We start from the raw sequence: 20399 nt of genomic DNA, 5'->3' as shown, positions 1-20399 counted from the left end.
GCTATCAGGCCTTCTCGACCAGCATGCGGCCGGTCATCTCCATATGCATGGCGTGACAGAACCACTGGCAGTAGTACCAGTGTACCCCGGGCCTGTCGGCGGTGAAGGTGACGCTGGCGGTCTGCTGGGGGCTGATCTCCATGGCGACACCATGGTTGGTCATGGTGAAACCGTGGCTGACGTCCTCGACCTGGTCGAGGTTGGTGACCACCACGGTGACCTCGTCGCCCTGCTTGACCTTGAACTCGGTGATGCCGAACTGTGGTGCCACCGAGGTCATGTAGACGCGCACCTTGTTGCCGTCGCGCACGATCTTGTTGTCGGTCTCGAGGGTGACACCGTCCTCCTTGGCCATGGCCACGGTCTCGGCGAAGAAGGGGTCGTCACGGGCCCAGACCTTCCTGGGGTTGATCTGGTCGGCGCGTGCCAGGATGCAGTCGTGGGGCTCAGCATAGGTGGGGCCGTCGTGGACCAGCTTCATCTCCTCGCCGGAGATATCGATCAGCTGGTCGTTCTCGGGGTGCAGCGGGCCCACCGGCAGGAAGCGGTCCTTGGCGAACTTGGAGAGCACCACCAGCCACTTGCCGTCGGCATCCTTGGTCTCGGTGAGACTGGCGTGGTTGTGCCCCGGCTGATAGTGGACGTCGAGCTTCTGACGCAGATAGTTCACCTCCTCGCCGGCGTAGGCACGGATGGCGTCCTCGATGTTCCACTTGGCCACCTGGCTGTCGATAAACAGCGTGGTGTAGGCATTGCCGCGGCCGTCGAAGGTGGTATGCAGCGGTCCGAGGCCCAGTTCGGGCTCGCCGACCACGGCGTCACGCGGCTCGATGGCATCGTCGAACAGCTCGGGGAGCTTGTCGATGGCGATGATCGAACAGGTCGGCGAGAGCTTGCCGTTGGCGATGAAGTACTTGCCATCCGGCGAGGTATTGAGGCCGTGGGGGTTCTTGGGCACCGGGATATAGCGGGTCAGCTTCGAGCCCTTGCGCCCGTCTAGCACCGGCACCTCGCTGTCGCCCAGGGTCTTGAAATCGCCGGCTTCGACGGCCGCCTCGATCGCCTCGACGTCGAACACCACCACCCAGTCACGCTCGGCGCGCATGGTATCCGCCAGGGTCATGCCCTTCTCGGAGTTGTAGCAGGTCGAGGCCACGAAGCGGCCGGTGTAGTCGGCATCGGTGTTATCGAGGTTGCCGTCGACGATCACCTGCCAGGCCACCTCCATGCTCTCGGCGTCGATGCCGTTGAACATGGTGTAGTAGCCCTCCGGGTTCTCCATGCCGCGGCCATCGTTGACGATGCCATCGTCGTGATGGGGGATGGGGAACTCGGCATTGGCGAACACGTACTTGGTGTGCGGTACCTTCTGCAGGCGCAGGCCGTGAATCGCCTGGACGTTGGGAATAGTGGTGATCTTGTCCGTCTTCATGATGTCGAGACGGATACGCGCCACCCGGGTGTTGGCCTTGTCGTTGATGAACAGATACTTGCCGTCGTAGCTGCCATCGGTCATCGAGATGTGCGGGTGGTGGCAGTCGCCGTTGAGGAAGTGCGCTGAGTCACCCATCACGCGCCTTGACTCGTTGGTGATCCCCCAGCCGGTGGCGCTGTCGATGTTGAACACCGGGATACGCATCAGCTCGCGCATTGAGGGCACACCCAGTACGCGTACCTCGCCGGAGTGGCCGCCGCTCCAGAAGCCATAGTAGTCATCGAGCTCGCCCGGGGCGACCTCGATGCTGCTCTCGGCGGCCCGCGCCTGGCGGCTGCCGCCGAGCAGGGTGCCGGCGCCGAAGCCGCCGGCCAGGCCCGCCCCGGCCACGCCGGTGACCGCGCTGTTGCGCAGGAAATGGCGGCGTCCGAGATTCTCGATCTCTTTCTTCTTGTCACTCATGGTCAATCCTCCTGATAGGTCGGAATCCGCTGCAGGCGAGCGCTGGCGGGATCATGGGTCTCGACGCCTCGCTTGCCTGTGGAGAGTCGCGACGCCTTTTCATAGCGCTTGCGCCGCTTGATCATCGGCGGGCAGCGCTTGTCGTCGTGGTAGGTGATCTGGCAGTCGAGACAGTAGTGGCACTCATTGGCATTGATGCGACCATCCGGGTGGATGGCGGCCACTTCGCATTCGTTGGCGCAGATCTGGCACGGAGTGCCACAGTCGCCGCGATGCCGCTTCAGCCAGTCGAACAGACGCAGGCGGGCGGGAATCGCCAAACCGGCGCCCAACGGACAGACATAGTGGCAGTAGAACTTGTGGTTGACGGCGGAGATCGCCACCAGCACCAGGGCATAGAGCAAGAAGCCCCACTCCCGCTGGAAGCGCAGGGTGATGGCGGTCTTGAAGGGCTCGACCTCGGCGTAGCGCTCGGCGGTACCCAGCGAATGCAGTGAGACGGCGAACAGCCCCAACAGGATGATGTACTTCAGTGCCCAGAGGCGTTCGTGGAGGCCGAAGGGGGGCTCGTACTGTTTCACGCCGAGCTTGCGGGCGGCCTTGTTGACCAGATCCTGAAGGGCCCCGAAGGGGCATAGCCAGCCGCAGAAGACGCCGCGTCCCCATAGCAGCAGGCTCACCGCCACGAAGGACCAGAGGATGAACATCATCGGGTCGATCAGGAAGGAGCCCCAGCTGAAGTCGGTGATCAGGGCGTTGGTGAAGGTCAGGACATTAACCACCGAGAGCTGGGCCAGGGAGTACCAGCCGATAAACACCAGGGTGTAGACCAGAAAGCCCAGGCGCAGCGGGCGCAGGATGCGAGGGTGCTTCACCAGGATATCCTGGAACATCATGATGCCGGTCAGCACGAGCAGGCCGGCGAGTAGCACGGCGATCTGAAAGGCCTTGTCATGCCACACCTCGACCCAGATCGGCACCTCCTCGGGGGGCTCGGGGCGCTCGATATAGGCCTCGGGCACGCTGTAGTCGGCGCTGAAGCGGCTGAACTCGGTGTCCAAGGGGCCCGAGGCGCGGCGTACCAGCAGCTCCAGTTGCCAGGGCTGACCGGGGTCGAAGGCGGCCTGTTCGCGCACGATAAAGATATCGCGTTCGTCGAAGGCCGGAGCGCCCTCGATACCCAGGCTGCCCAGACGCAGATGGTCACGGTCGTGGAAGCTGATGGTGTTGCCGCCCTGAGCAAGCTCGATGCGATCGAAGATGCCCCCGCGCACATAGCCCGAGCCCTTGAAGGAGTAGTCACCGCGGCCCATGACCGCGATGGCATGCTCGCCTTCATCGAGTCGCTCCATCAACTGCGTGTAGCCGGTATCGCCGAGCAGGTTGCGTCCGGCGGTGGGCGGGTTGAGGTAGGTGTAGAAGAGTTCGATAAAGGTCCGGTCCGCCGGCCGGGGCGTATGCATGTAGTCCTCGGCGGGGGTGCCCATAAAGGACTCATCCACCTCGCCATGGGTCAGATGAAGCCGGCGAATGGTGCCATCGCCGGTCAGCGTGCCCCAGTCGGCGGGGGAGAAGACTCCCTGTCGCACCGTTGCCGGAGGAGTGGCCGAAGGGTCGGCGATCAGTCCCTGCTCGGCGGCCACCCTGCGTGCGGCGCCACGATCACGGTCACGGTGGCGCCGGAGATGGCATCCAGGTTGTCGCCCACCTTCATGCGGTCATTGACGTGGGCGCCGACGTGCTCATCGGCGAAGCTCTCAAGCTTCGACTCGGGAATACCCACCAGCATGATGGGTTCTGCATGGTTGATGACGTCGGCCTGGACGATATGGCCCTCGAGATCGAAGCCCACCAACATATTGACCGGCTTGCCGGAGTAGGCGGGGATTGGCGCCATCTCGACGCTTTCGAAGGCATAGCCGAGCACTTCATCACCCCTCATTATCCGGCTGACCGGCCACTGGGAGTCGGCAGGTTCCAGTCGGTCCGCAGTGGGGAAGCCCTCGCGCACCTGGTTGAGCTCCAGGGCCTGAAGCGGCAGGCTGATCAGCAGGCAAAGCAGGGCCATCAGCAAGCCGACAACGCCGACTGGCCGGGAAGGTGATGCGTGCATTGGGAAGGTCCTTGTGGGCGGAATCCTCGGCGGCGTTTGCCGCCGCCCATCAGGAGGGGCCGGCCCGTGGCCGGCCCGGGCTGTTACTCCAGGCTGGAGTAGTAGGCGGCGATATCGGCGATGTCTTCATCGGAGAGGCTCTGAGCCTGGGGGGTCATCATCGCGGACATGCCACCGCCGCGCTCCCCGGCACGATAGGCCTTGAGGCTGCTCTCGAGGTAGGTGGCGGACTGGCCGGCAAGATTCGGGTAGATGGGAGCGGTGGCCATGCCGTCGGTGCCATGACAGGCGGCGCAGACAGCGATCTTGGCTTCGCCGGCGGCGGCGTCACCGGCGGCCTGAGCGTCCATGGCCAGGAGGGCACCACCCAGCAGGGTGGCAACGAGCATCAGTTTCATAAGGAGCCTCCGGAATGCATCTTTTTATGCCTGAAAAGCCCGGCTGCGCCAATTAGCCCACCGGACAACTGTTGTCATGATGCCAAACAATGATTGTGTCTGGCTTGACGTGGGTCATCTCCAGCTTAGTCAGACGAGGTAAAAAGGTAAAGCAAAGCCTAATGCAACGATAGGTGAAGCGGCCGGATGCGAGGATGGTGAGGGCATGAGGGATGCCAGCCGGTAGATATCGTTCATCAGTTGATAAAGGGCTCAGGCGGCCGGCGGCTCGTCCAGTTGCAGCAGCTGGATCAGCGGCTGACGGCGAGAGCCCAGCAGGTCCTCAAGAGTATAGCCGTCGAGCACCGCCAGGAAGGCGCCCAGAGCCTCGGCGAGAATATGCTTGAGTCGACAGGCGGGGGTGATCAGGCATTCGTTATCGTCGCCGAAACACTCCACCAGGGTCAGGTCGCGCTCGGTGCGACGTATCAGCTCGCCGAGCACGATGCTTTCCGGTTCGCGCTTGAGCAACAGGCCGCCATGCTTGCCACGAATGGAGGTGATATAGCCGTGGTGGCTGAGGTCCTGGACCACCTTCATCAGGTGGTTGCGTGAAATGTCGAAGCGCTCGGCGATCTCGGTGATGGTGGAGCGCTCTTCACCCTTCACCGCCAGATAGAGCAGCACGCGCAGGGAGTAGTCGGTGAAACGGGTCAGATGCATGGCAGAAAGCGTCGCCTCGTGTCGTGTTCGAATCAGCGCTGGGTCCGGGGGTGGGACTTGACGGACAGCGGCGCCGCGTCAACGGGTCGGCTCAGCACGAAGCCGGCGACCGCTGCAAACAGCAGCCCCGATGCCACCAGCCCCGTGAGCGGGGCACCGCCGGCCCACAGCATCACCCAGCTCAGGGACAGCAGCAAGGTTGCCAGCGTCTTGGCGCGTCGTGGTATGGCGCGCCGCTCGCGCCAGGCCAGCAAGATGGGGCCAAACCGCGGATGGGAGTGCAGCCAGCGCGTCAGGCGCGGCGATCCCTTGGGTGCCGACCACGCGGCCAGCAGCAGGAAGGGGGTGGTCGGCAGCAGCGGCAGTATCATTCCGGCGGTGCCCAGGCCAATACAGCCATAGGTAAGGCCGCACCATGCCAGACGCGAAGCGGATCCCGACATGTCATGATCTCCCCAACCCGGGGGGTAGCGTATTAAGTGGTAAGATACATGCATCTTAGCACTGCAGCCGACCTGGGAGTTGCCCCATGTCAACAAAAGCCGACACCTCACACCACAGAACGCCGGCCTGGCGGCTCTTCTTTCCCTTGGCGGCGCTGCATACGGCCCTGATGGTGCCGCTGTCACTGCTGGCATTCTACCATGCTATCCCTCTGGGGCTGATCGACTCCCCCGCGGCACATGGTCGCGAACTGCTGTTCGGTTTCGCCCTCGCGGTGATTACCGGCTACCTGCTGGGGCCGCTGCCGCGTCACTGGCTACTGGGGTTGGTGGCACTCTGGTTGGTTGCCAGGGGAGTGGGTCTGGTCTGGCCGGAGGCACTGTCCGTGCTGCTGGCCGATGGCCTGTTTGCCCTGCTGCTGGCCTGGCGGCTGGTGCCGCGCTTCCTGGCCGCCAAGAAGTGGCGTAATCGACTGCTCTCGCCGCTGTTGGGGCTGCTCTGTCTGCTTGCCGTGGCAACTCTGGTGGAGCGACTGACACGGCCGGGCGTGCCGGCCTCCGCGCTGGTACAGCACGCCGTGCTGTGGCTGGTGCTGTTGATGACCTTCATGGGCGGTCGTGTGCTGGCACCGGCGGTCAATGGCCACCTGATGGCCAGCCGACGCCAGGCCGGTGCCGGGGTTCAGCCGCGCCTGGAGGCGGCACTGATCGTGCTGCTGGGGATGACCCCGCTGCTGGCACCCTGGTCGATCACTACCAGCCTTGCAGCCTCCCTGGTAGCGGTGGCGGGGCTGCTGGTACTGTGGCGGCTATGGTGCTGGCGTCCCTGGGCCTGCCGACGGCGCCCCGATCTTATCGGCCTGCTGCTGGGTTATGCCTGGCTGGGGGGCGGGTTGCTGCTACTGGCCCGATCACTCTGGCTGGGCCAACCACTGAACGGTGTGCTGCACGCCTTTACCGTGGGGGCGCTGGGCACTCTGGCTAGCGGGATCATGCTGCGCCAGGCGATTCTCCGGGCCAGGGGGCGGCCCGAGCGGGAGCCGATATTGTTGCTGCTGGCGCTGCTGTTCAGTGTGGCGGCCGTGCTGCGCCTGGTGGCCTTTCCCGCGGGCGCGGCCTGGTTGTCGCTGCTGTGGGCTTCTGCCCTGGTCTGGAGTCTGGCATGGCTGCTCGCCGCCTGGCGGCTGTTCGTGTGGTCGCGGCGAGTGTCGATTCGGCCAGGGAGTTGACCGGGGTCAACTACCTCCACAAGGGTACCGACGCGCCGGTTTCAGGCTGGCATACTGCGCACCATTGGGCATCGCCGCGACGATGCCAAGTCATTCAACGAGGCCGTTTGACCATGCAAGACCATCAGCTCTTCAATCGCCCCCTGGTCGAGAAATACGATCGTCCCGGCCCGCGCTATACCTCCTATCCCACGGCGCCGCAGTTCCATGCGGCCTTCGCCGAGGATGACTATCGTGCCGCCGCAGAGCGCAGCAATGCTGACGCCGAGCCCAAGCCGCTATCGGTCTATGTGCATATTCCGTTCTGCAAGAGCCTCTGCTACTACTGCGCCTGCAACAAGATTATCACCCATAACACCGAGCGTGCGGCGGAATATCTGGCCTGGCTGCAGCAGGAGATCCGGGTGCAGGGGGCGCTGTTCGACGAAACCCGGCGCATGACTCAGCTGCATCTGGGGGGCGGCACGCCGACCTACCTGAGCAATGACCAGCTCGGCGAGCTGATGGCAAGCCTGGATGCCGCCTTCCACTTCGCGTCGCCCGAGGAGCGCGAGTTCTCGCTGGAGGTGGATCCACGCACGGTAACCCCCGAGCAGATTCACGAGCTCCATGCGCTGGGTTTCAACCGCCTGAGCTTCGGGGTACAGGACTTCGATCCCGATGTGCAGAAGGCGGTCAATCGGGTGCAGAGCGAGGAGGATGTCGTCTCCCTGGTTCATGCCGCTCGCCAGGCAGGCTTCCAGTCGATCAGCGTCGATCTGATCTATGGCCTGCCGCTGCAGACGGTAGCCAGCTTCGATACCACCCTGGACAAGATCATCGCGCTGCGCCCGGACCGGATCGCCACCTACAGCTACGCGCACCTGCCGGAGCTGTTCAAGGCGCAGCGGCTGATACGCCCCGAGGACATGCCGCCTCCGGAGCGCAAGCTGGAGCTGCTGGAGCTGACCATTCGACGGCTTACCGAGGCCGGCTATGTCTATATCGGCATGGATCACTTCGCCCTGCCCGATGACGAGCTGAGCCTGGCCCGGAAGAACGGCACTCTGCAGCGCAACTTCCAGGGTTACTCCACTCATGCCGACTGCGACATGATCGGCCTGGGCATCACCTCCATCGGCAAGGTGGGTGATACCTACAGCCAGAACGTCAAGGAGACCGCCCAGTACCAGCACCGTCTGCAAGAGGAGCGACTCGCGGTGTTCCGGGGCTATCGGCTCAGCGACGATGATCGCCTGCGTCGCGACGTGATCAATGCCCTGATGTGCCATAACCGCATCGACTTCGCCGCCATTGAGGCGCGGCACGGGATCATCTTCCGCGACTATTTCGCCGACGCCCTGAGCGAGCTCCAGGAGATGGCCGATGATGGCCTGCTGGCGATTCGCGATAACGAGATCGAGCTGCTCCCGGCCGGCCGACTGATGATGCGCAACGCCGCCATGGCCTTCGATGCCTACCTGGCTCATAGCACGGGACGCTACTCGCGCACGGTGTGAACAAAAAAAGCCACCCTCGAGGAGGGTGGCGCAAGACCGTGTCTAGCAATGAGAGGGAGAAACCAGGCCAGGAGACTGGCGGGCCCCGCCTGGTGGCGACGCCTCATCAACGTCGTCAAAAAAAGAGTAATCGTTCTCGTTTGTGTCGTCAACACAAATGCGAACGTTTTTTATTAAATCGTGCTTCAGGCTCCCGCCAGGCGCAGCCACAGCGGCAGGGTCGCCATGGCCAGCAACGTCTGGCCGGTGATCACGGCGGCCATCATCTCGGCATCCCCGCCCAGCTGGCGGGCCAGGATATAGGCCGAGGTGGCGGTGGGTAGCGCGGCGAACAGCAGCGCCACATCGCGACTCACCGGGTCGAGCCTCAGCAGCAGTGCCAGTATCAGCGCCAGGGCCGGCATCAGTGCCAGCTTCACCAGGTGGCTTGCCCAGATCCCACGGTCGAGGCGTACCAGGGCCGCGGGGCGCAGGGCCACGCCGACCGCCACCAGCCCCAGGGGCAGGGCGGCACGCCCCAGCAGCTCCACCGTCGCTTCACTCCAGCCCGGCAGGCCGATGCCGCCGATATTGAGTCCAATGCCGACCAGGCAGGCCAGAATAAGGGGATTGCGGCCCAGGGCCGTCAGGCTCTTGGCGAGGCTGCCGCGTCCGAGAGTGCCGGCGGCAATAAAGCTGGAGACACAGAGGACATTGACCACCGGGACCATCAGTGCCACGGCCACCGCGGCCACCGTGGCGCCCGGGATGCCGTGCAGTGCCGCGGCGCCCGCCACCCCCACATAGGTATTGAAGCGCAGCGCCCCCTGGAAGGTCGAGGTGAAGGCCGCGGCCTGCATGCCCAGCCAGCCACGCAGCCGCCATAGTACGATGGCGAAGGCGCCCATGGGACCCAGCAGGGCGATCGCCACTCGGCTCACCGGCACCTGGCTGACGTCGGCGGTGGCCAGGGTCGCCACCAGCATGGCGGGAAACAGCAGGAAGTAGATCAGTCGCTCCAGCTGTGGCCAGAAGTCGGCGCCTGGCTGACGTAGCCTGCCCAGCAGGGTGCCCAGCAGAATCAACAGGAACAGGGGCCCCAGGGCACCCGCAATATCCGCCATGTCGGTCTCCTTGGTCTCGTTACCTGCGACATCGTTCCGCAGTCTGCCATAGCCGAATACTGATAAGCTTGCCGATACCGGCTACCTGCGTGATGAATACGACTCCTATGCCCGACTCACTTACTGCCTCACGCCCCCCGCTGTTGCGACTGCTGGTGCTGTTGACCCTGGGCGCGGTAACCATCGCCCTGTGGTATCTGACCAGCTACCTGCTGCGTGATATGGGTCAGGTGCGCTGGTATCCCGAGTCGCAGGGGTGCCAGTTGAGTGCTGGTCCCTGCATGGCAGAACTGGGTGATCAGCGACAGCTGACGCTCGATCTCGGCGTGCGTGGCGAGATTCGTGCGCTGCAGCGCATGCCGCTGGAGGTGTCACTGCAGGGCGTGAAGGCCGAGCGCGTGATGGTAGATTTCGTCGGTCGCGACATGGACATGGGGTTGCATCGCTACCCCCTGAGTCTCGAGGCGGATGGACGCTATCGTGGCGAGGCACAGATACCGATCTGTACCGAGACGGTGATGCCCTGGCGGGCACGGGTGGTTATCGAGACGGCCGATGGTAAGCTGGGGAGCGGGTTCGATTTCGAGGTCAGGGGAGGCGGGCCATGAAACGCAAGGGAGTCTGGGCCGGCATGGTCTTGATTATGCTGGTGGCGGTGGGCGGCGTCGGCTGGTTCCAGCAGCAGCTGACAGCGGGAGTCGACGGCGGTCCTGTCGGTGGGCCAGTAGAACTGGCCTCGACCCGGGGGGAGTTCAGCCTCGAACACCTGGACGATGACCAGTTGGCGGTCCTGTTCTTCGGCTATACCCACTGTCCCGACGTCTGCCCCATGAGCCTGGCGGTGGTGCGCCAGGCGCTGGCCGAGCTCGAGCCCGCTCAGCGAGAGCGGCTCGTGCCATTGATGGTCTCGCTGGACCCCGAGCGTGATAGCCTCGCCCGGCTGGAGGAGTATCTGGCATTCTTCGGCGAGCGCTTCGTCGGTGCCACCGGCAGCCCGGTCCAGCTCGAAGAACTGGCCGAGCGCTACGGGGTGGTATGGCGCAAGGTCGACGCGCCGGACTCCGCCATGGGCTACACCATCGACCATAGTTCGTCGCTCTATCTGGTTGACCGCGAGGGGAATATCCAGCGTCGGGTGCTCTACTCACCCTCCCACCGTGGGTTGCTTGCCGCGCTACACGAAATCCTCTAGTGCAGGGGCCGTCGAGTTCAGCGCGCAGGCTTCTCCTGAAGCCGTTGCAGCATGGCCATCAGCGCACGAGTCTGGGTGCCCTGACGGCTGTCATGCATGGGGTCGAGTTGCCAGCTACTCTCCGCATAGCCCCACCAATCCCAGCATCCCTGGGGGTTGCCCAGGCGCGTCTCGGCCTGTGGGTAGAGCACGATCCGCCGATTCTCCGCCGCCCAGGCGTTGAGACCGGTATGGCCCACGAAGGCCTCGCCAATCTGCTCGGTTGTCATGTTGCAGCCATGCAGGGCCATGCTGACCGTACAGCCCCCCTCCTCGCAGCGTTTCGGCACGAACAGGTAGCCGGTGTCGGCCAGCCCCCTGGCGTCGTAATCGCCCTGATCGAAGCGCCGTAGCTTGCCGGGGGTCTCACCGTCGGCGGGAGGCGTCAGGTCACCGTGCAGCCAGTTCAGGACATCGCCGGCGATATCGTTGTCACAGGCCAGCAGATAGGGAGGGCCCGCGTCATGACAGTCGGCCAGCTCGCGGTTATCGGTCTTGCCAAGCGTGGCGTCGACGGGCCAGCCGTGGCCCGCGTCGGCGTCTCGGCGCCACTGCAACTGCGAAGGATCGCTTAGCCAGCCCTGAAACTGCTCGACCAGTGCCTCTCCCAGCCGTGGCTCGACCACCGCGTCGGCTCCGCCGTGCCAGACATAGACCCTGAGTGACGCAAGCGCTTCGGCCTCGCCGACCAGGCCGCGCTCGCGGTAGCTGGCGAGGCGCTGCTCCAGAGCCTGCATATCAGGCATGCCGCGTTGGGTGGTCATGCACTGACCCAGGGCCACACCCAGCGAGCCCTGGGCGCAGGACCAGGGGCCAGCGGCAAGCACGCCGAGTCCGGCGAAGCGTTCCGGCCAGGCCACGGCCAGCTGGGTCGCCATATAGCCGCCAGAGGAGACGCCGATGACGCTGACATCCTCGACGCTGGCGGCCAGAGCCGGGAGCTGTTGGGGGGGAGGTGGCGTATCGGCGAACAGTGACTCCATGGGCAGCGTAGCAACCATCGCTGCAGCTGCCCATATGGACGGGCGAGGCTTACTCACTGGTCTGACTATCGTTGGCGGTATCCTCGTCGCCGTTATCAATGCCTGCTTCGGCGGAGGCTTCCTCGGCGCTGGCGCTGGAGGGGGCTTGCGCGTCGTTGATGCCGAGCAGCTCGACCTTGAAGGTCAGGGTCTCGTAGGGGCCGATGGGGCCCTGGCCCTGGGCACCGTAGGCAAGCTCATGGGGAATGACGATCTCCCAGGTATCGCCCACGCTCATCAGCTGCAGGGCTTCCTGCCACCCCTCGATCACCTGATCGACGCGAAAACTGACCGGGTTACCGCGTGCATAGGAGCTGTCGAAGACCGTGCCGTCGATCAGGGTACCCTCGTAATGCACCTCGACGCTGTCCTGGGCGCCAGGGGTGGCGCCGTCACCGGAGGCCAGCTCGCGATACTGCAAACCGGAGTCGGTGGTCACGACACCTTCACGCTCGGCGTTCTCGGCCAGATAGGTCTCGCCCTCGGCGCGGTTGGCCTCGGCGGCGGCTTCGGCCTCGGCCTGACGAGCCGCGGCGGCCTGCTGCTGGAAGGTCATCAGCGCCTCGGCCATCTCCTCGTCGCTCATCTCGAGGTCGTCGCCGGCGAAGACATCCTGGATGGCCTGGGTGAAGGCGTCGACATCGAGGTTCTCGACATCCTGCTGGATGCTCTGGCCCAGGGTCACGCCCAGGCTGTAGCCCAGCTTCTCTTCATCACTCTCCGGGGCACCCATTGCCAGGGGCGCGGCGCCCAGCAGGGCGGCAAGTGAGGCGGTGGTCAGCAGTCGTTTCATGTGACTCTCTTGTGATTCCGGCTTATGGTTCCGGCGCCGATGGCGCCTGGGATGAATGCGAATCATGGGACTCTAACAGGGTCGTCCCGGTTCCGCATCCGAGCGAAACCGGGACGAAGAGGGGCTGTCTCAGACCACCAGGGTAGGGCAGTGGGCAGAGCCCGCCACGCGCTGGGAGACACTCCCCAGCAGCAGGCTCTTGTCACCGCCGGTGCCCTGGGCACCAATCACGATCAGGTCGCACTCACGCTTGCGGGCGAAACGCACGATGGTACGTGAGGGACGGCCGGCCTTGACGAAGGCGCGCAGCTTATCGGCGGGCACCCCCATCTCGATGGCCTGATTCTTGGCGTGCACGGCGATCTCGGTGGCGTACTCCTTGAGGACGTCGTGGGGGATCTCCAGTTTGTCGGGCACCATGGAGAGCGATGCCTCAAGCAGACTATGGTGCTTGAAGACACACAGCAGATAGAGCTCCGCTCCCGTCAACAGCTGTAGCCCCACGCCCTTCTCGAGCGCCTTGATTGCACCCTTGGAGCCATCCACCGGGACCAGGATCCGATTGAACATGGTTCTCTCTCCTTGGCTCAGTTGAAGGCCACGTCGCGCAGGAACAGGGCAATCTGCGGGAACATGATCAGCAGTGCCGCGGCCAGTATCAGCATAAAGATAAAGGGCGGTGTCCCCTTGATCACATCCAGATAGGGGCGCTTGAAGATCGCGATGGCGGTGAAGATGTCACAGCCGAAGGGTGGCGTGGCCGAGCCGATGGCCACCTGCAGGGTGATCAGAATACCCACCAGCACCGGGTCGAGGCCGGTGGCCGCGATTGCCGGGGCGAAAATCGGGGTCAGTACCAGGATGACCACGATAGGGTCGACGAACATGCAGGCCACGAAGAATGAGATACAGATCGCGATCAGCACGCCGGTGGGGCCTGCCTCGTTGATGCCCACGGCCTCCAGAATCGACTGCGGAATCTGTGCGAATGAGATGATCCAGGAGAAGCCGTTGCCTGCGGCCACCAACACGAAAACTACCGCGGTAATCAGGCCGGTGGACTTGGCGATCGCATAGATGTGCTGCATCTTCAGCGAGCGGAAGACGATGAACTCCAGGAAGACCGCGTAGAGCACACAGGCGGCGGCGGCCTCGGTGGGGCTGAAGATGCCCCCATAGATGCCGCCGACGATGATCACCGGAAAGCCCAGCGGCCATAGTGCCTGACGAACGGCGGTGAAGCGTTCGCTCCAGGTCGCCCTGGGCTCGGTAGGAACACCGCGGATCACCGCATAGGCGACGCAGTAGGCCGAGAACATCGCCAGGATCATCAACCCAGGCCCGATGCCGGCGATAAACAGTTCGGCGATGGAGGTCTCGGAGATGACCCCGTAGATGATCATGCCGATGCTCGGCGGGATCAGAAAGGCGATATCACTGGCATTGATGATCAGTGCCAGGGTAAAGGCATCCGAGTAGCCGGCCTTGAGCATCTTGGGGCGCAGTGGCGAGCCCACCGCCACCACGGTGGCCTGGGTGGAGCCCGAGACGGCGCCGAACAGGGTACAGGAGGTGGCGGTCGATACCGCCAGGCCGCCCTTTATATGGCCGATGAAGGACATCACCATGGCGATCAGACGATCAGCCGACTGGCCGCGGGTCATGATATCGGCGGCAAGAATGAACATCGGTACCGCGATCAGCGAGGCGGGTCGGATGCCTGCCATCATCTGCTGGATCAGGGTGTCCATCTGGCCCAGGCCATTGAACATCATGAAGAAGCCGATCACCGCGGCGGTGATCAGCGGGATCATCATCGGAAAGCCCAGCAGCAGCAGGGCGATCATGGTACAAACCATTATGGTGGTCATTGTGCACTCCCCTCGGGCGCTCGCCCTGCGTCAGACTTCCGTTTCCGTGTCCTTGTAGCCATCCAGCACACTGGTTGACAGATAGACGTCCCTGGAGGTCATGTTCTTGATGGCGGTGAGCAGGTACTGGATCCCGGTGATCAGAAATCCGAGCGGTGCCCAGACGTAGATCAGCCAGATCGGAAAGCCCAGAGCCGGCAGCACCCTGCCCTTGGACTGCAGGTCGATGATGTAGACGAGTGAGTAGTAGAGCAGGAAGAACATCACCAGCGAGGTGAACAGGGAGATGATGATCATCAGGGCGCGGCGTCCACTTACCGGCAGGGCATCGTAGATGGCCGACATGCGGATATGCCGCCCATGGCGCGCCGCATAGCCGATACCGGCGAAGGTGATCATGATGATCAGGATGCGATTGATCTCGCCGGTAAAGAAGATGCTGTCGCCGATCACGAAGCGAGCGATCACGTTGGCGATGGTATTGACGGCCATCAGCAGTACGCCCATGGCCAGCAGCACCGCCTCCAGCTTGCTTATCAGGGTGTCGATCACCCCCAGAGGCCCGGGCAAGCCGGAGCGATAGGCCTTTTCGGCTTCTTCATCTGTCATGGCTGCACTCCCTTCAGCATGCAGTTTGGAAAGTCGCGTCTCGACAGTCAGGATACGCCCTCGAGGGTCGCGGCGTGGCTAGAGGGTCAACGCTGGATGCACGCTGTACGGCTCTGGGGCTTCTGTTTTCGTTATAACGAACAGGGGGTGGCCCGGAATGGGCCACCCCCCTCTGGTCATGACGGCGAGGGGATTACTCCTCGTCGGAGGTCACGGCCTCGAGGTCGGCCTTGAACTGCTCGAGCAGCTCGGCGCCACTCTCGCCGGCCATCTCGACGTAGGCTTCCTCGACCTGAGGTGCGCGCTCACGCAGCGACTGCATCTGCGCCTCGTCAAGGCGAGTGTAGGTACAGTTGTCGCAGTCCTCCTTGATCTTGTTCAGGGCTTCCTCGGCAAGGCCCTGGATATGTTCGATGGTGTGGTCATAGGCCGCTTCCGAGGCGTCACGCACGAGTTGTTGATCCTCCTCGGAGAGACCATCGAAGAAATCCTGATTGGCCATCATGGCGGTGGTGAACCAGCCGTGACCGGTGAACACCAGATTCGGTGATACCTCGTAGAGGCCGCCGGACTGAATCCAGAAGATCGGGTTCTCCTGGCCGTCGAGGATGCCGGTCTGCAGGGCGCCGTAGACCTCGCCCCAAGGCAGCGGCGTGGGGGTCGCGCCGAAGGCGTTATAAGTTTCCGAGAGCAGCGGGTTGGTCATCACGCGGATCTTCTTGTTCTCGAAGTCATCCACGGTATCGATGGGTTCGTCGGTGGTGACCACCATCTCGCCTTCGGGGTACATCTGAAGCAGTTCCAGCCCCTGTTCGGCGTAGAGCTCGGGGAACATCTCGTTGATGGCCTTGCTCTTGTCGAAGAACTCGATGACGGTCTCTTCGTCGGTGGGCAGCAGGTAGGGGACGAAGAAGATCTGGGCCTCGGGGATCAGCGAGCCGGTAAAACCGGGCGACTGATTGACGAACTGCAGGATGCCGTTCTGGGTCTGCTCCATGATGTCATCGGACTCACCGAGCTCACCGAAGCGGTAGATCTGCACGCTGTGATCGGAGTTTTCCTCGATATACTCCTTGAAGGCCACGGCGAAGACGTCCTGAACGTCGCCCTCGTACTCCTCATGGGCATAGCGCCAGTTGTCTGCCATGGCGGCAGAGGTCATGCCGAACATCAGTGCGCCGATACCGGCGGTGGTCAACAGCTTGTGTGACTTCATTCTTGTGGTCCCTCTACAGGTTTTGCCTGGGCTCGCGAGTGCTTGCCACAAGGCATCGAGTGAATATTAGATTCACGCGGCTTTTTCAGGCTAGCGTGGGCTCCGAGGAGGGTCAAGACGCGTCACAAGGCGATTTAGCGTTGAAAGATAGGGTTTTTTCTGCAGTTGCAGGGCATCTAGCAAGATTTTTTCCGCCGGCTGATCGGCGGGGGATAGCATCCTCAGAGGACGGGTCATGGCCAGAGCTTCCAGCCGTGTGAGCGTCTCCCGCTCGGCCTGAAGCTCCGCCTGTTTGAGGGTGTCGCGTAGTCTGGCCACGCCCTCGAGTGAACCGGCGGCGGCCTTGAGTTCGCGACGCAGGCGCCGCAACGGCAGGGTGACGTCGCGTTGCCAGCGGCGTACCTCGACAAGCGCCGATTCGCAGTCTGGCTGCGGCACGGCGCCATGCTGCAGCAGCCAGCAGCGCCATAGCAGCTCACAGACATCGGCCCCGGCGTCGTCCTGCAACTGCAGGCAGGCAGCCTCGACCCCTTCCTGAGCGTAAAGCGCCAGGGCAAAGGGCCACAGTGGCTCATCGACGAGCCGAGCCCGCAGAACGCTCAGCATTTCGGTAGAATCGTCGCTCATTGTCCTTTCGTCGCCGCCTCGAGCGGCGGCCGCACTCTTGTGGAGCCCGCATGATCGCACTGCGCCAAGTTTCCCTGCAACGCGGCACCCAGGCCCTGCTGGAGGGCGCCGACCTGACCTTGCATGCCGGTCACAAGGCGGGCATCGTCGGCGCCAATGGTGCCGGAAAGTCGAGCTTGTTCAAGTTGCTGCTCGGCGAGCTGACGCCGGACCGCGGCGAGGTCGAGATGAGCGGTGGACAGCGCATCGCGCATATGGCCCAGGAAGTGGAGGCGTTGTCGCGCTCGCTGCTCGATCATGTTCTCGATGGTCACACCGAGCTGCGTCGGGCCGAGGCGGCCCTGGCGGAGGCCCGAGAGGCCGTCGACGTCCATCGTGAGGCGGAGCTGCACGGCGTCATCGAGGCGCTGGACGGCTATAGCGCCCCGGCCAGGGCCGCCCAGCTGCTGGTAGGCCTCGGGTTCGCCCAGCAGGATCTGGAACGCCCTCTATCGTCCTTCTCGGGGGGCTGGCGAATGCGCGTCAACCTGGCGCGAACCCTGTTCATGCCCTCCGACCTGCTGCTGCTCGACGAGCCCACCAACCATCTCGATCTGGACGCCCTGCTGTGGCTCGAGCAGTGGCTGACACGCTATCCCGGCACCTTGCTGCTGATCTCTCACGACCGCGATTTCCTGGATGCGGTGTGCGACAGCATCGTGCACTTCGATCGCCGCTCCCTGGTGCTCTATCGCGGCAACTACACCACCTTCGAGCGCACCCGGGCCGAGAAGCTGGCGCTGCAGCAGGCCGAGGCCGCCAAGCAGCAGGCGCGCCGCGAGGAGATCGAGCGCTTCGTGGCTCGTTTTCGCGCCAAGGCCACCAAGGCCCGCGCGGCCCAGAGCCGCCTGAAGATGCTCGAGCGCATGGGCGACATCGCCGTGGCGCATGCCGACTCCCCCTTCCACTTCAGCCTGCCCGCCGCGGACAAGACCTCCCACCCACTGCTGGTGCTGGACGAGGCAAGACTGGGCTATCGCCCCGGGGGTGAGACGCCGGACACGGAAAGGGTCCAGCTCGACAACGTCAGGCTGACACTGCTGCCCGGACAGCGCATCGGCCTGCTGGGCCCCAATGGTGCCGGCAAGTCGACCCTGATCAAGGCGCTTACCGGTGAGCTGCCGCTCCTCGCCGGCAAGCGCATCGCCGGGGAGCATCTCAAGGTCGGCTATTTCGCTCAGCACCAGCTGGAGGGGCTGGATCTCGTCTCCACCCCCTTCATGCATGTGCAGCGGCTCTCGCCCACCGCCAGCGATCAGGAGATCCGCAACTTTCTGGGTGGCTTCGGCTTTCCGGGTGACGATGTCTTCGGTGAGGTGGGGCGCTTCTCGGGTGGCGAGAAGGCGCGCCTGGCGTTGGCCCTGGTGGCCTGGCAGAAACCCAATCTGCTGCTGCTGGATGAGCCCACCAACCATCTGGATCTCGAGATGCGCGAGGCATTGACCGAGGCGCTGGCGGGCTTCGAGGGCACGGTGATCATCGTCTCCCACGACCGCCACCTGTTGCGTGCCAGCGTGGATGAGTTCTGGCGAGTGGCCGATCACCGGGTGGAGCCCTTCGACGGTGATCTGGAGGACTATCGGCTATGGCTCAAGGCCCGCCTGGAGGGCGAGCGCCGCGAGGCCCGCGGAGACAGGCAGGAGCGTCAGCTAGAAGGGGGCGTCCCCAGGGAGGATCGCAAGGCGTCGCGTCGCGCCGCCGCCGAACTGCGCGAGAAGCTGCGCCCGCTGAAGAAGCAGCGCGATCGCGCCGAGCAGGCCATGGAGAAGGTTCAGGCGGAGCTTGCCGGGGTGGAGGAGGTGCTCGGTGATGCCGAGCTCTATACCGACCCCGCCCGCAAGGAGGAGCTTACCGCGACTCTGGCCCGCCAGGGTGAGCTCAAGTCCCGCCTCGAGGATCTGGAGGCGGAGTGGCTCGCCGCCGAGGAGGCGTTGGAAACCATGGAAGCCGAACTCGGTGGCTGAGGTGTCTGTGTCTGGGAGAGCCGAGCAAGCACGAAAAGCGACATATACCCCGGGTTGCTGGCGCAAGCGAAGCGACGTTCGGCGATCGCCAGGGATGGCGAGCGAGGGTCACCCGTGAGGGATTATATCGTGACCCGACGGACAGGTCGCGAGCGCAGCGGCAGGGTTTCAAGCCGGGGGGCGCGGCTCGTACTTGCACGGTGTAAACAGGCTTGCAGCAGGCTCAGCTTTCGAGCAGAAAGGTCACCGGGCCGTCATTGACCAGCGCGACCTGCATGTCGGCGGCGAACTCGCCGCTCGCGACCTTCGGCCAGGCGGCCTCGGCGCGTTCCAGCAGTCGATGGAAGAGGCGGTCGCCATCGGCGGGCGGGGCCGCGCTGGAGAAGCTGGGGCGCAGCCCCTTGCGGGTGTCGGCGGCCAGGGTGAACTGGGAAACCAGCAGCAGGCCGCCGTCCACCTGCTGCAGGTTGAGATTCATCTTGCCCTCGGTGTCGCTGAATATCCGATAGTGCAGCAGCTTGTGAAGCAGCCGCTCCACGGCGGCCTCGTCGTCGCCCTTCTCCACGCCCACCAGGGCCAGCAGGCCGTGGTCGATGGCCCCGACCACACTTCCCTCCACCTCAACACTGGCGCGGGACACGCGCTGAATCAACGCCTTCATCCCTGTCTCCCTGCAATCATGAACGTCGCGCAGGGTATCACATGCCGGTCGAGCCCTCCGCTACCAGGCACGACACAGCATGATGTCGCAGTGGGGCTCGGCCAGCAGCGACTCGGTGATCAGGCTCTGGCGGCCCAGTTGGCCCCGGCTTCCCAGTGCCAGCAGGTCCGGCGGCTGGTGACGCAGCCGGTTCATCAGCACCTCCAGAGGGGCCCCCTGTTCCAGCACCAGCGTCACCTCGGGCACGTCGTCGAGTTCGGTCATCAGGCGCTCCACCTCGGCTTCCAGCTGGGCCTTCAGGCGCGCCACCTCGCGGTCGCGCCAGCGGGCGAAGTCACTGCGCGAGCCAAGCTCGCGCTCGCCGGGGATGTCCCAGGCATGGAGCAACGTCAGGCGCGACTCGGGGAAGCGCCTCAGGGTCTCGCGCAGGGTGTGCCGGGAGGTGAGCGAGAAGTCCATGGGCAGCAGAACCTCTTGCCAGTCCTGGTTGGCGGTGTGGCTCACCGAGAGCACCGGACAGGGAGCGCTACGCAGCACCCGAGCCAGGGTGGTCCCGGCAACAAGGTCGGGCTGGCCGCGCTTGCGGTGGGCACCCAGCACGATCATGTCCACCTCGCGCTCGTGGGCTTCGCGGATGATCTCGGTGAAGGGGGTGCCGGTGACCGTCTGCATCAGCACCCGTGGCTCCGGAAGGGCGTACTCCTCGCGGATATCGGTGAGGGTGGCCTGCATGTCGGCTACCACGGCCTCCTCCAGGTCGTGAAGCACGCGGCGAGGCAGGTAGGGGTCGAGCACGTGAAGTACATCGAGGCGTGAGCCCTGCTCGGTGGCCAGACGCACCGCCCTGGCGAAGGCGGCACGGTTCTCGGCCGAGAGGTCGCAGGCGAACAGCAGGGTCGGATTCATGATGGCTCCTGGGCGTGGCGCCACGGCGGTGTAGACCTTCAGCATGGGAGGCCCTGGCCATTGCTGCAAGGCGTGC

21 protein-coding genes are annotated in these 20399 nt (G+C 64.3%); 5 read left to right on the top strand and 16 right to left on the bottom strand.

Going from position 1 to position 20399, the window contains the following annotated elements:
• Positions 1-4: 4 nt before the first annotated feature.
• From nosZ to GRB80_RS11185, 6 genes are all read right to left on the bottom strand, one after another.
• Entirely contained in the window at positions 5-1897 is a 1893-nt protein-coding gene (gene nosZ / locus GRB80_RS11205) for a TAT-dependent nitrous-oxide reductase (protein WP_132042219.1), read from the bottom strand.
• A gap of 2 nt (positions 1898-1899) precedes the next feature.
• Positions 1900-3540: a 4Fe-4S binding protein gene (locus GRB80_RS16555; protein ID WP_309663553.1), complete on the bottom strand. Its 1641-nt coding sequence runs from the start codon at positions 3538-3540 to the stop codon at positions 1900-1902.
• Positions 3519-4010, bottom strand: coding sequence for an FMN-binding protein (locus tag GRB80_RS16385; RefSeq protein ID WP_237561976.1), 492 nt, complete (start codon positions 4008-4010; stop codon positions 3519-3521). The genes GRB80_RS16555 and GRB80_RS16385 overlap by 22 nt, the downstream gene beginning before the upstream one ends.
• 83 nt (positions 4011-4093) lie before the next feature.
• Positions 4094-4408 (bottom strand): c-type cytochrome, encoded by a 315-nt coding sequence (locus GRB80_RS11195; RefSeq protein ID WP_132042217.1) that lies wholly within the window; start codon positions 4406-4408, stop codon positions 4094-4096.
• A gap of 252 nt (positions 4409-4660) precedes the next feature.
• Positions 4661-5110 (bottom strand): Rrf2 family transcriptional regulator, encoded by a 450-nt coding sequence (locus GRB80_RS11190; protein WP_132042216.1) that lies wholly within the window; start codon positions 5108-5110, stop codon positions 4661-4663.
• A 32-nt stretch (positions 5111-5142) separates the two neighbouring features.
• Complete coding sequence (locus GRB80_RS11185) at positions 5143-5553, bottom strand: YbaN family protein (RefSeq protein WP_161423633.1); 411 nt, start codon at positions 5551-5553, stop codon at positions 5143-5145.
• Between the two features lie 86 nt (positions 5554-5639).
• Between GRB80_RS11185 and GRB80_RS11180 the strand changes: the two genes are divergently transcribed.
• Together GRB80_RS11180 and hemN are read left to right on the top strand one after the other, a co-directional pair.
• Entirely contained in the window at positions 5640-6782 is a 1143-nt protein-coding gene (locus GRB80_RS11180) for an NnrS family protein (protein WP_161423632.1), read from the top strand.
• A 113-nt stretch (positions 6783-6895) separates the two neighbouring features.
• Entirely contained in the window at positions 6896-8281 is a 1386-nt protein-coding gene (gene hemN / locus GRB80_RS11175) for an oxygen-independent coproporphyrinogen III oxidase (protein ID WP_161423631.1), read from the top strand.
• Positions 8282-8466: 185 nt separating this feature from the next.
• Here hemN and GRB80_RS11170 read toward each other — a convergent pair whose 3' ends face one another.
• Positions 8467-9384, bottom strand: a complete 918-nt coding sequence (locus tag GRB80_RS11170) for an AEC family transporter (protein WP_161423630.1) — start codon at positions 9382-9384, stop codon at positions 8467-8469.
• Positions 9385-9491: 107 nt separating this feature from the next.
• Here GRB80_RS11170 and GRB80_RS11165 point away from each other — a divergent pair, with 107 nt between their 5' ends.
• Both GRB80_RS11165 and GRB80_RS11160 read left to right on the top strand, forming a co-directional pair.
• A complete protein-coding gene (locus tag GRB80_RS11165) occupies positions 9492-9992 on the top strand; it encodes a hypothetical protein (RefSeq protein ID WP_237561975.1) in 501 nt (166 codons plus the stop codon).
• On the top strand, positions 9989-10576 hold the full coding sequence (locus tag GRB80_RS11160; protein WP_132042210.1) for an SCO family protein: 588 nt from the start codon (positions 9989-9991) through the stop codon (positions 10574-10576). Before GRB80_RS11165 ends, GRB80_RS11160 begins: the two co-directional genes overlap by 4 nt.
• Before the next feature lie 17 nt (positions 10577-10593).
• Here GRB80_RS11160 and GRB80_RS11155 read toward each other — a convergent pair whose 3' ends face one another.
• The 7 genes from GRB80_RS11155 to GRB80_RS11125 form a co-directional block, all read right to left on the bottom strand.
• On the bottom strand, positions 10594-11616 hold the full coding sequence (locus tag GRB80_RS11155) for an extracellular catalytic domain type 2 short-chain-length polyhydroxyalkanoate depolymerase (RefSeq protein WP_161423628.1): 1023 nt from the start codon (positions 11614-11616) through the stop codon (positions 10594-10596).
• A gap of 31 nt (positions 11617-11647) precedes the next feature.
• On the bottom strand, positions 11648-12430 hold the full coding sequence (locus GRB80_RS11150) for a BamJ family beta-barrel-assembly machinery protein (protein WP_132042208.1): 783 nt from the start codon (positions 12428-12430) through the stop codon (positions 11648-11650).
• Positions 12431-12559: 129 nt separating this feature from the next.
• Positions 12560-13000, bottom strand: a complete 441-nt coding sequence (locus GRB80_RS11145) for a universal stress protein (protein WP_132042207.1) — start codon at positions 12998-13000, stop codon at positions 12560-12562.
• A 17-nt stretch (positions 13001-13017) separates the two neighbouring features.
• Positions 13018-14301: a TRAP transporter large permease gene (locus tag GRB80_RS11140; protein ID WP_132042206.1), complete on the bottom strand. Its 1284-nt coding sequence runs from the start codon at positions 14299-14301 to the stop codon at positions 13018-13020.
• 30 nt (positions 14302-14331) lie between these two features.
• Positions 14332-14910, bottom strand: a complete 579-nt coding sequence (locus GRB80_RS11135; RefSeq protein ID WP_132042205.1) for a TRAP transporter small permease — start codon at positions 14908-14910, stop codon at positions 14332-14334.
• A 193-nt stretch (positions 14911-15103) separates the two neighbouring features.
• Positions 15104-16126, bottom strand: coding sequence for a TRAP transporter substrate-binding protein (locus tag GRB80_RS11130; RefSeq protein ID WP_132042204.1), 1023 nt, complete (start codon positions 16124-16126; stop codon positions 15104-15106).
• A gap of 90 nt (positions 16127-16216) precedes the next feature.
• Positions 16217-16753 carry a TIGR02444 family protein gene (locus tag GRB80_RS11125; protein ID WP_237561974.1) on the bottom strand — a complete coding sequence of 179 codons (537 nt, stop codon included), beginning with the start codon at positions 16751-16753 and terminating at the stop codon, positions 16217-16219.
• Between the two features lie 50 nt (positions 16754-16803).
• Between GRB80_RS11125 and GRB80_RS11120 the strand changes: the two genes are divergently transcribed.
• Positions 16804-18756, top strand: a complete 1953-nt coding sequence (locus GRB80_RS11120) for an ATP-binding cassette domain-containing protein (protein ID WP_161423627.1) — start codon at positions 16804-16806, stop codon at positions 18754-18756.
• 223 nt (positions 18757-18979) lie between these two features.
• Here GRB80_RS11120 and dtd read toward each other — a convergent pair whose 3' ends face one another.
• Entirely contained in the window at positions 18980-19417 is a 438-nt protein-coding gene (dtd, locus tag GRB80_RS11115; RefSeq protein WP_132042202.1) for a D-aminoacyl-tRNA deacylase, read from the bottom strand.
• A 60-nt stretch (positions 19418-19477) separates the two neighbouring features.
• Positions 19478-20323 (bottom strand): universal stress protein, encoded by an 846-nt coding sequence (locus GRB80_RS11110; RefSeq protein ID WP_132042201.1) that lies wholly within the window; start codon positions 20321-20323, stop codon positions 19478-19480.
• Positions 20324-20399: the final 76 nt, after the last annotated feature.

The sequence above is a fragment of the Halomonas icarae genome (genome assembly GCF_009901955.1).
In the GTDB taxonomy this organism is placed as follows: domain Bacteria; phylum Pseudomonadota; class Gammaproteobacteria; order Pseudomonadales; family Halomonadaceae; genus Halomonas; species Halomonas icarae.
The sequence above is the reverse complement of the archived record's forward strand: the minus strand, read 5'-3'. Positions and strand labels throughout refer to the sequence as shown.

Excerpts from the sequence above, each read along its gene's own strand:
- GRB80_RS11150 (WP_132042208.1), bottom strand. The coding sequence starts at position 12,430 with ATGAAACGACTGCTGACCACCGCCTCACTTGCCGCCCTGCTGGGCGCC.
- GRB80_RS16385 (WP_237561976.1), bottom strand. The coding sequence starts at position 4,010 with ATGCACGCATCACCTTCCCGGCCAGTCGGCGTTGTCGGCTTGCTGATG.
- GRB80_RS11110 (WP_132042201.1), bottom strand. The coding sequence starts at position 20,323 with ATGAATCCGACCCTGCTGTTCGCCTGCGACCTCTCGGCCGAGAACCGT.
- GRB80_RS11125 (WP_237561974.1), bottom strand. The coding sequence starts at position 16,753 with ATGAGCGACGATTCTACCGAAATGCTGAGCGTTCTGCGGGCTCGGCTC.
- nosZ (WP_132042219.1), bottom strand. The coding sequence starts at position 1,897 with ATGAGTGACAAGAAGAAAGAGATCGAGAATCTCGGACGCCGCCATTTC.
- GRB80_RS11170 (WP_161423630.1), bottom strand. The coding sequence starts at position 9,384 with ATGGCGGATATTGCGGGTGCCCTGGGGCCCCTGTTCCTGTTGATTCTG.
- GRB80_RS11140 (WP_132042206.1), bottom strand. The coding sequence starts at position 14,301 with ATGACCACCATAATGGTTTGTACCATGATCGCCCTGCTGCTGCTGGGC.
- hemN (WP_161423631.1), top strand. The coding sequence starts at position 6,896 with ATGCAAGACCATCAGCTCTTCAATCGCCCCCTGGTCGAGAAATACGAT.
- GRB80_RS11190 (WP_132042216.1), bottom strand. The coding sequence starts at position 5,110 with ATGCATCTGACCCGTTTCACCGACTACTCCCTGCGCGTGCTGCTCTAT.
- GRB80_RS11195 (WP_132042217.1), bottom strand. The coding sequence starts at position 4,408 with ATGAAACTGATGCTCGTTGCCACCCTGCTGGGTGGTGCCCTCCTGGCC.
- GRB80_RS11180 (WP_161423632.1), top strand. The coding sequence starts at position 5,640 with ATGTCAACAAAAGCCGACACCTCACACCACAGAACGCCGGCCTGGCGG.
- GRB80_RS11145 (WP_132042207.1), bottom strand. The coding sequence starts at position 13,000 with ATGTTCAATCGGATCCTGGTCCCGGTGGATGGCTCCAAGGGTGCAATC.
- dtd (WP_132042202.1), bottom strand. The coding sequence starts at position 19,417 with ATGAAGGCGTTGATTCAGCGCGTGTCCCGCGCCAGTGTTGAGGTGGAG.
- GRB80_RS11160 (WP_132042210.1), top strand. The coding sequence starts at position 9,989 with ATGAAACGCAAGGGAGTCTGGGCCGGCATGGTCTTGATTATGCTGGTG.
- GRB80_RS11135 (WP_132042205.1), bottom strand. The coding sequence starts at position 14,910 with ATGACAGATGAAGAAGCCGAAAAGGCCTATCGCTCCGGCTTGCCCGGG.
- GRB80_RS11155 (WP_161423628.1), bottom strand. The coding sequence starts at position 11,616 with ATGGTTGCTACGCTGCCCATGGAGTCACTGTTCGCCGATACGCCACCT.
- GRB80_RS11165 (WP_237561975.1), top strand. The coding sequence starts at position 9,492 with ATGCCCGACTCACTTACTGCCTCACGCCCCCCGCTGTTGCGACTGCTG.
- GRB80_RS11120 (WP_161423627.1), top strand. The coding sequence starts at position 16,804 with ATGATCGCACTGCGCCAAGTTTCCCTGCAACGCGGCACCCAGGCCCTG.
- GRB80_RS11185 (WP_161423633.1), bottom strand. The coding sequence starts at position 5,553 with ATGTCGGGATCCGCTTCGCGTCTGGCATGGTGCGGCCTTACCTATGGC.
- GRB80_RS11130 (WP_132042204.1), bottom strand. The coding sequence starts at position 16,126 with ATGAAGTCACACAAGCTGTTGACCACCGCCGGTATCGGCGCACTGATG.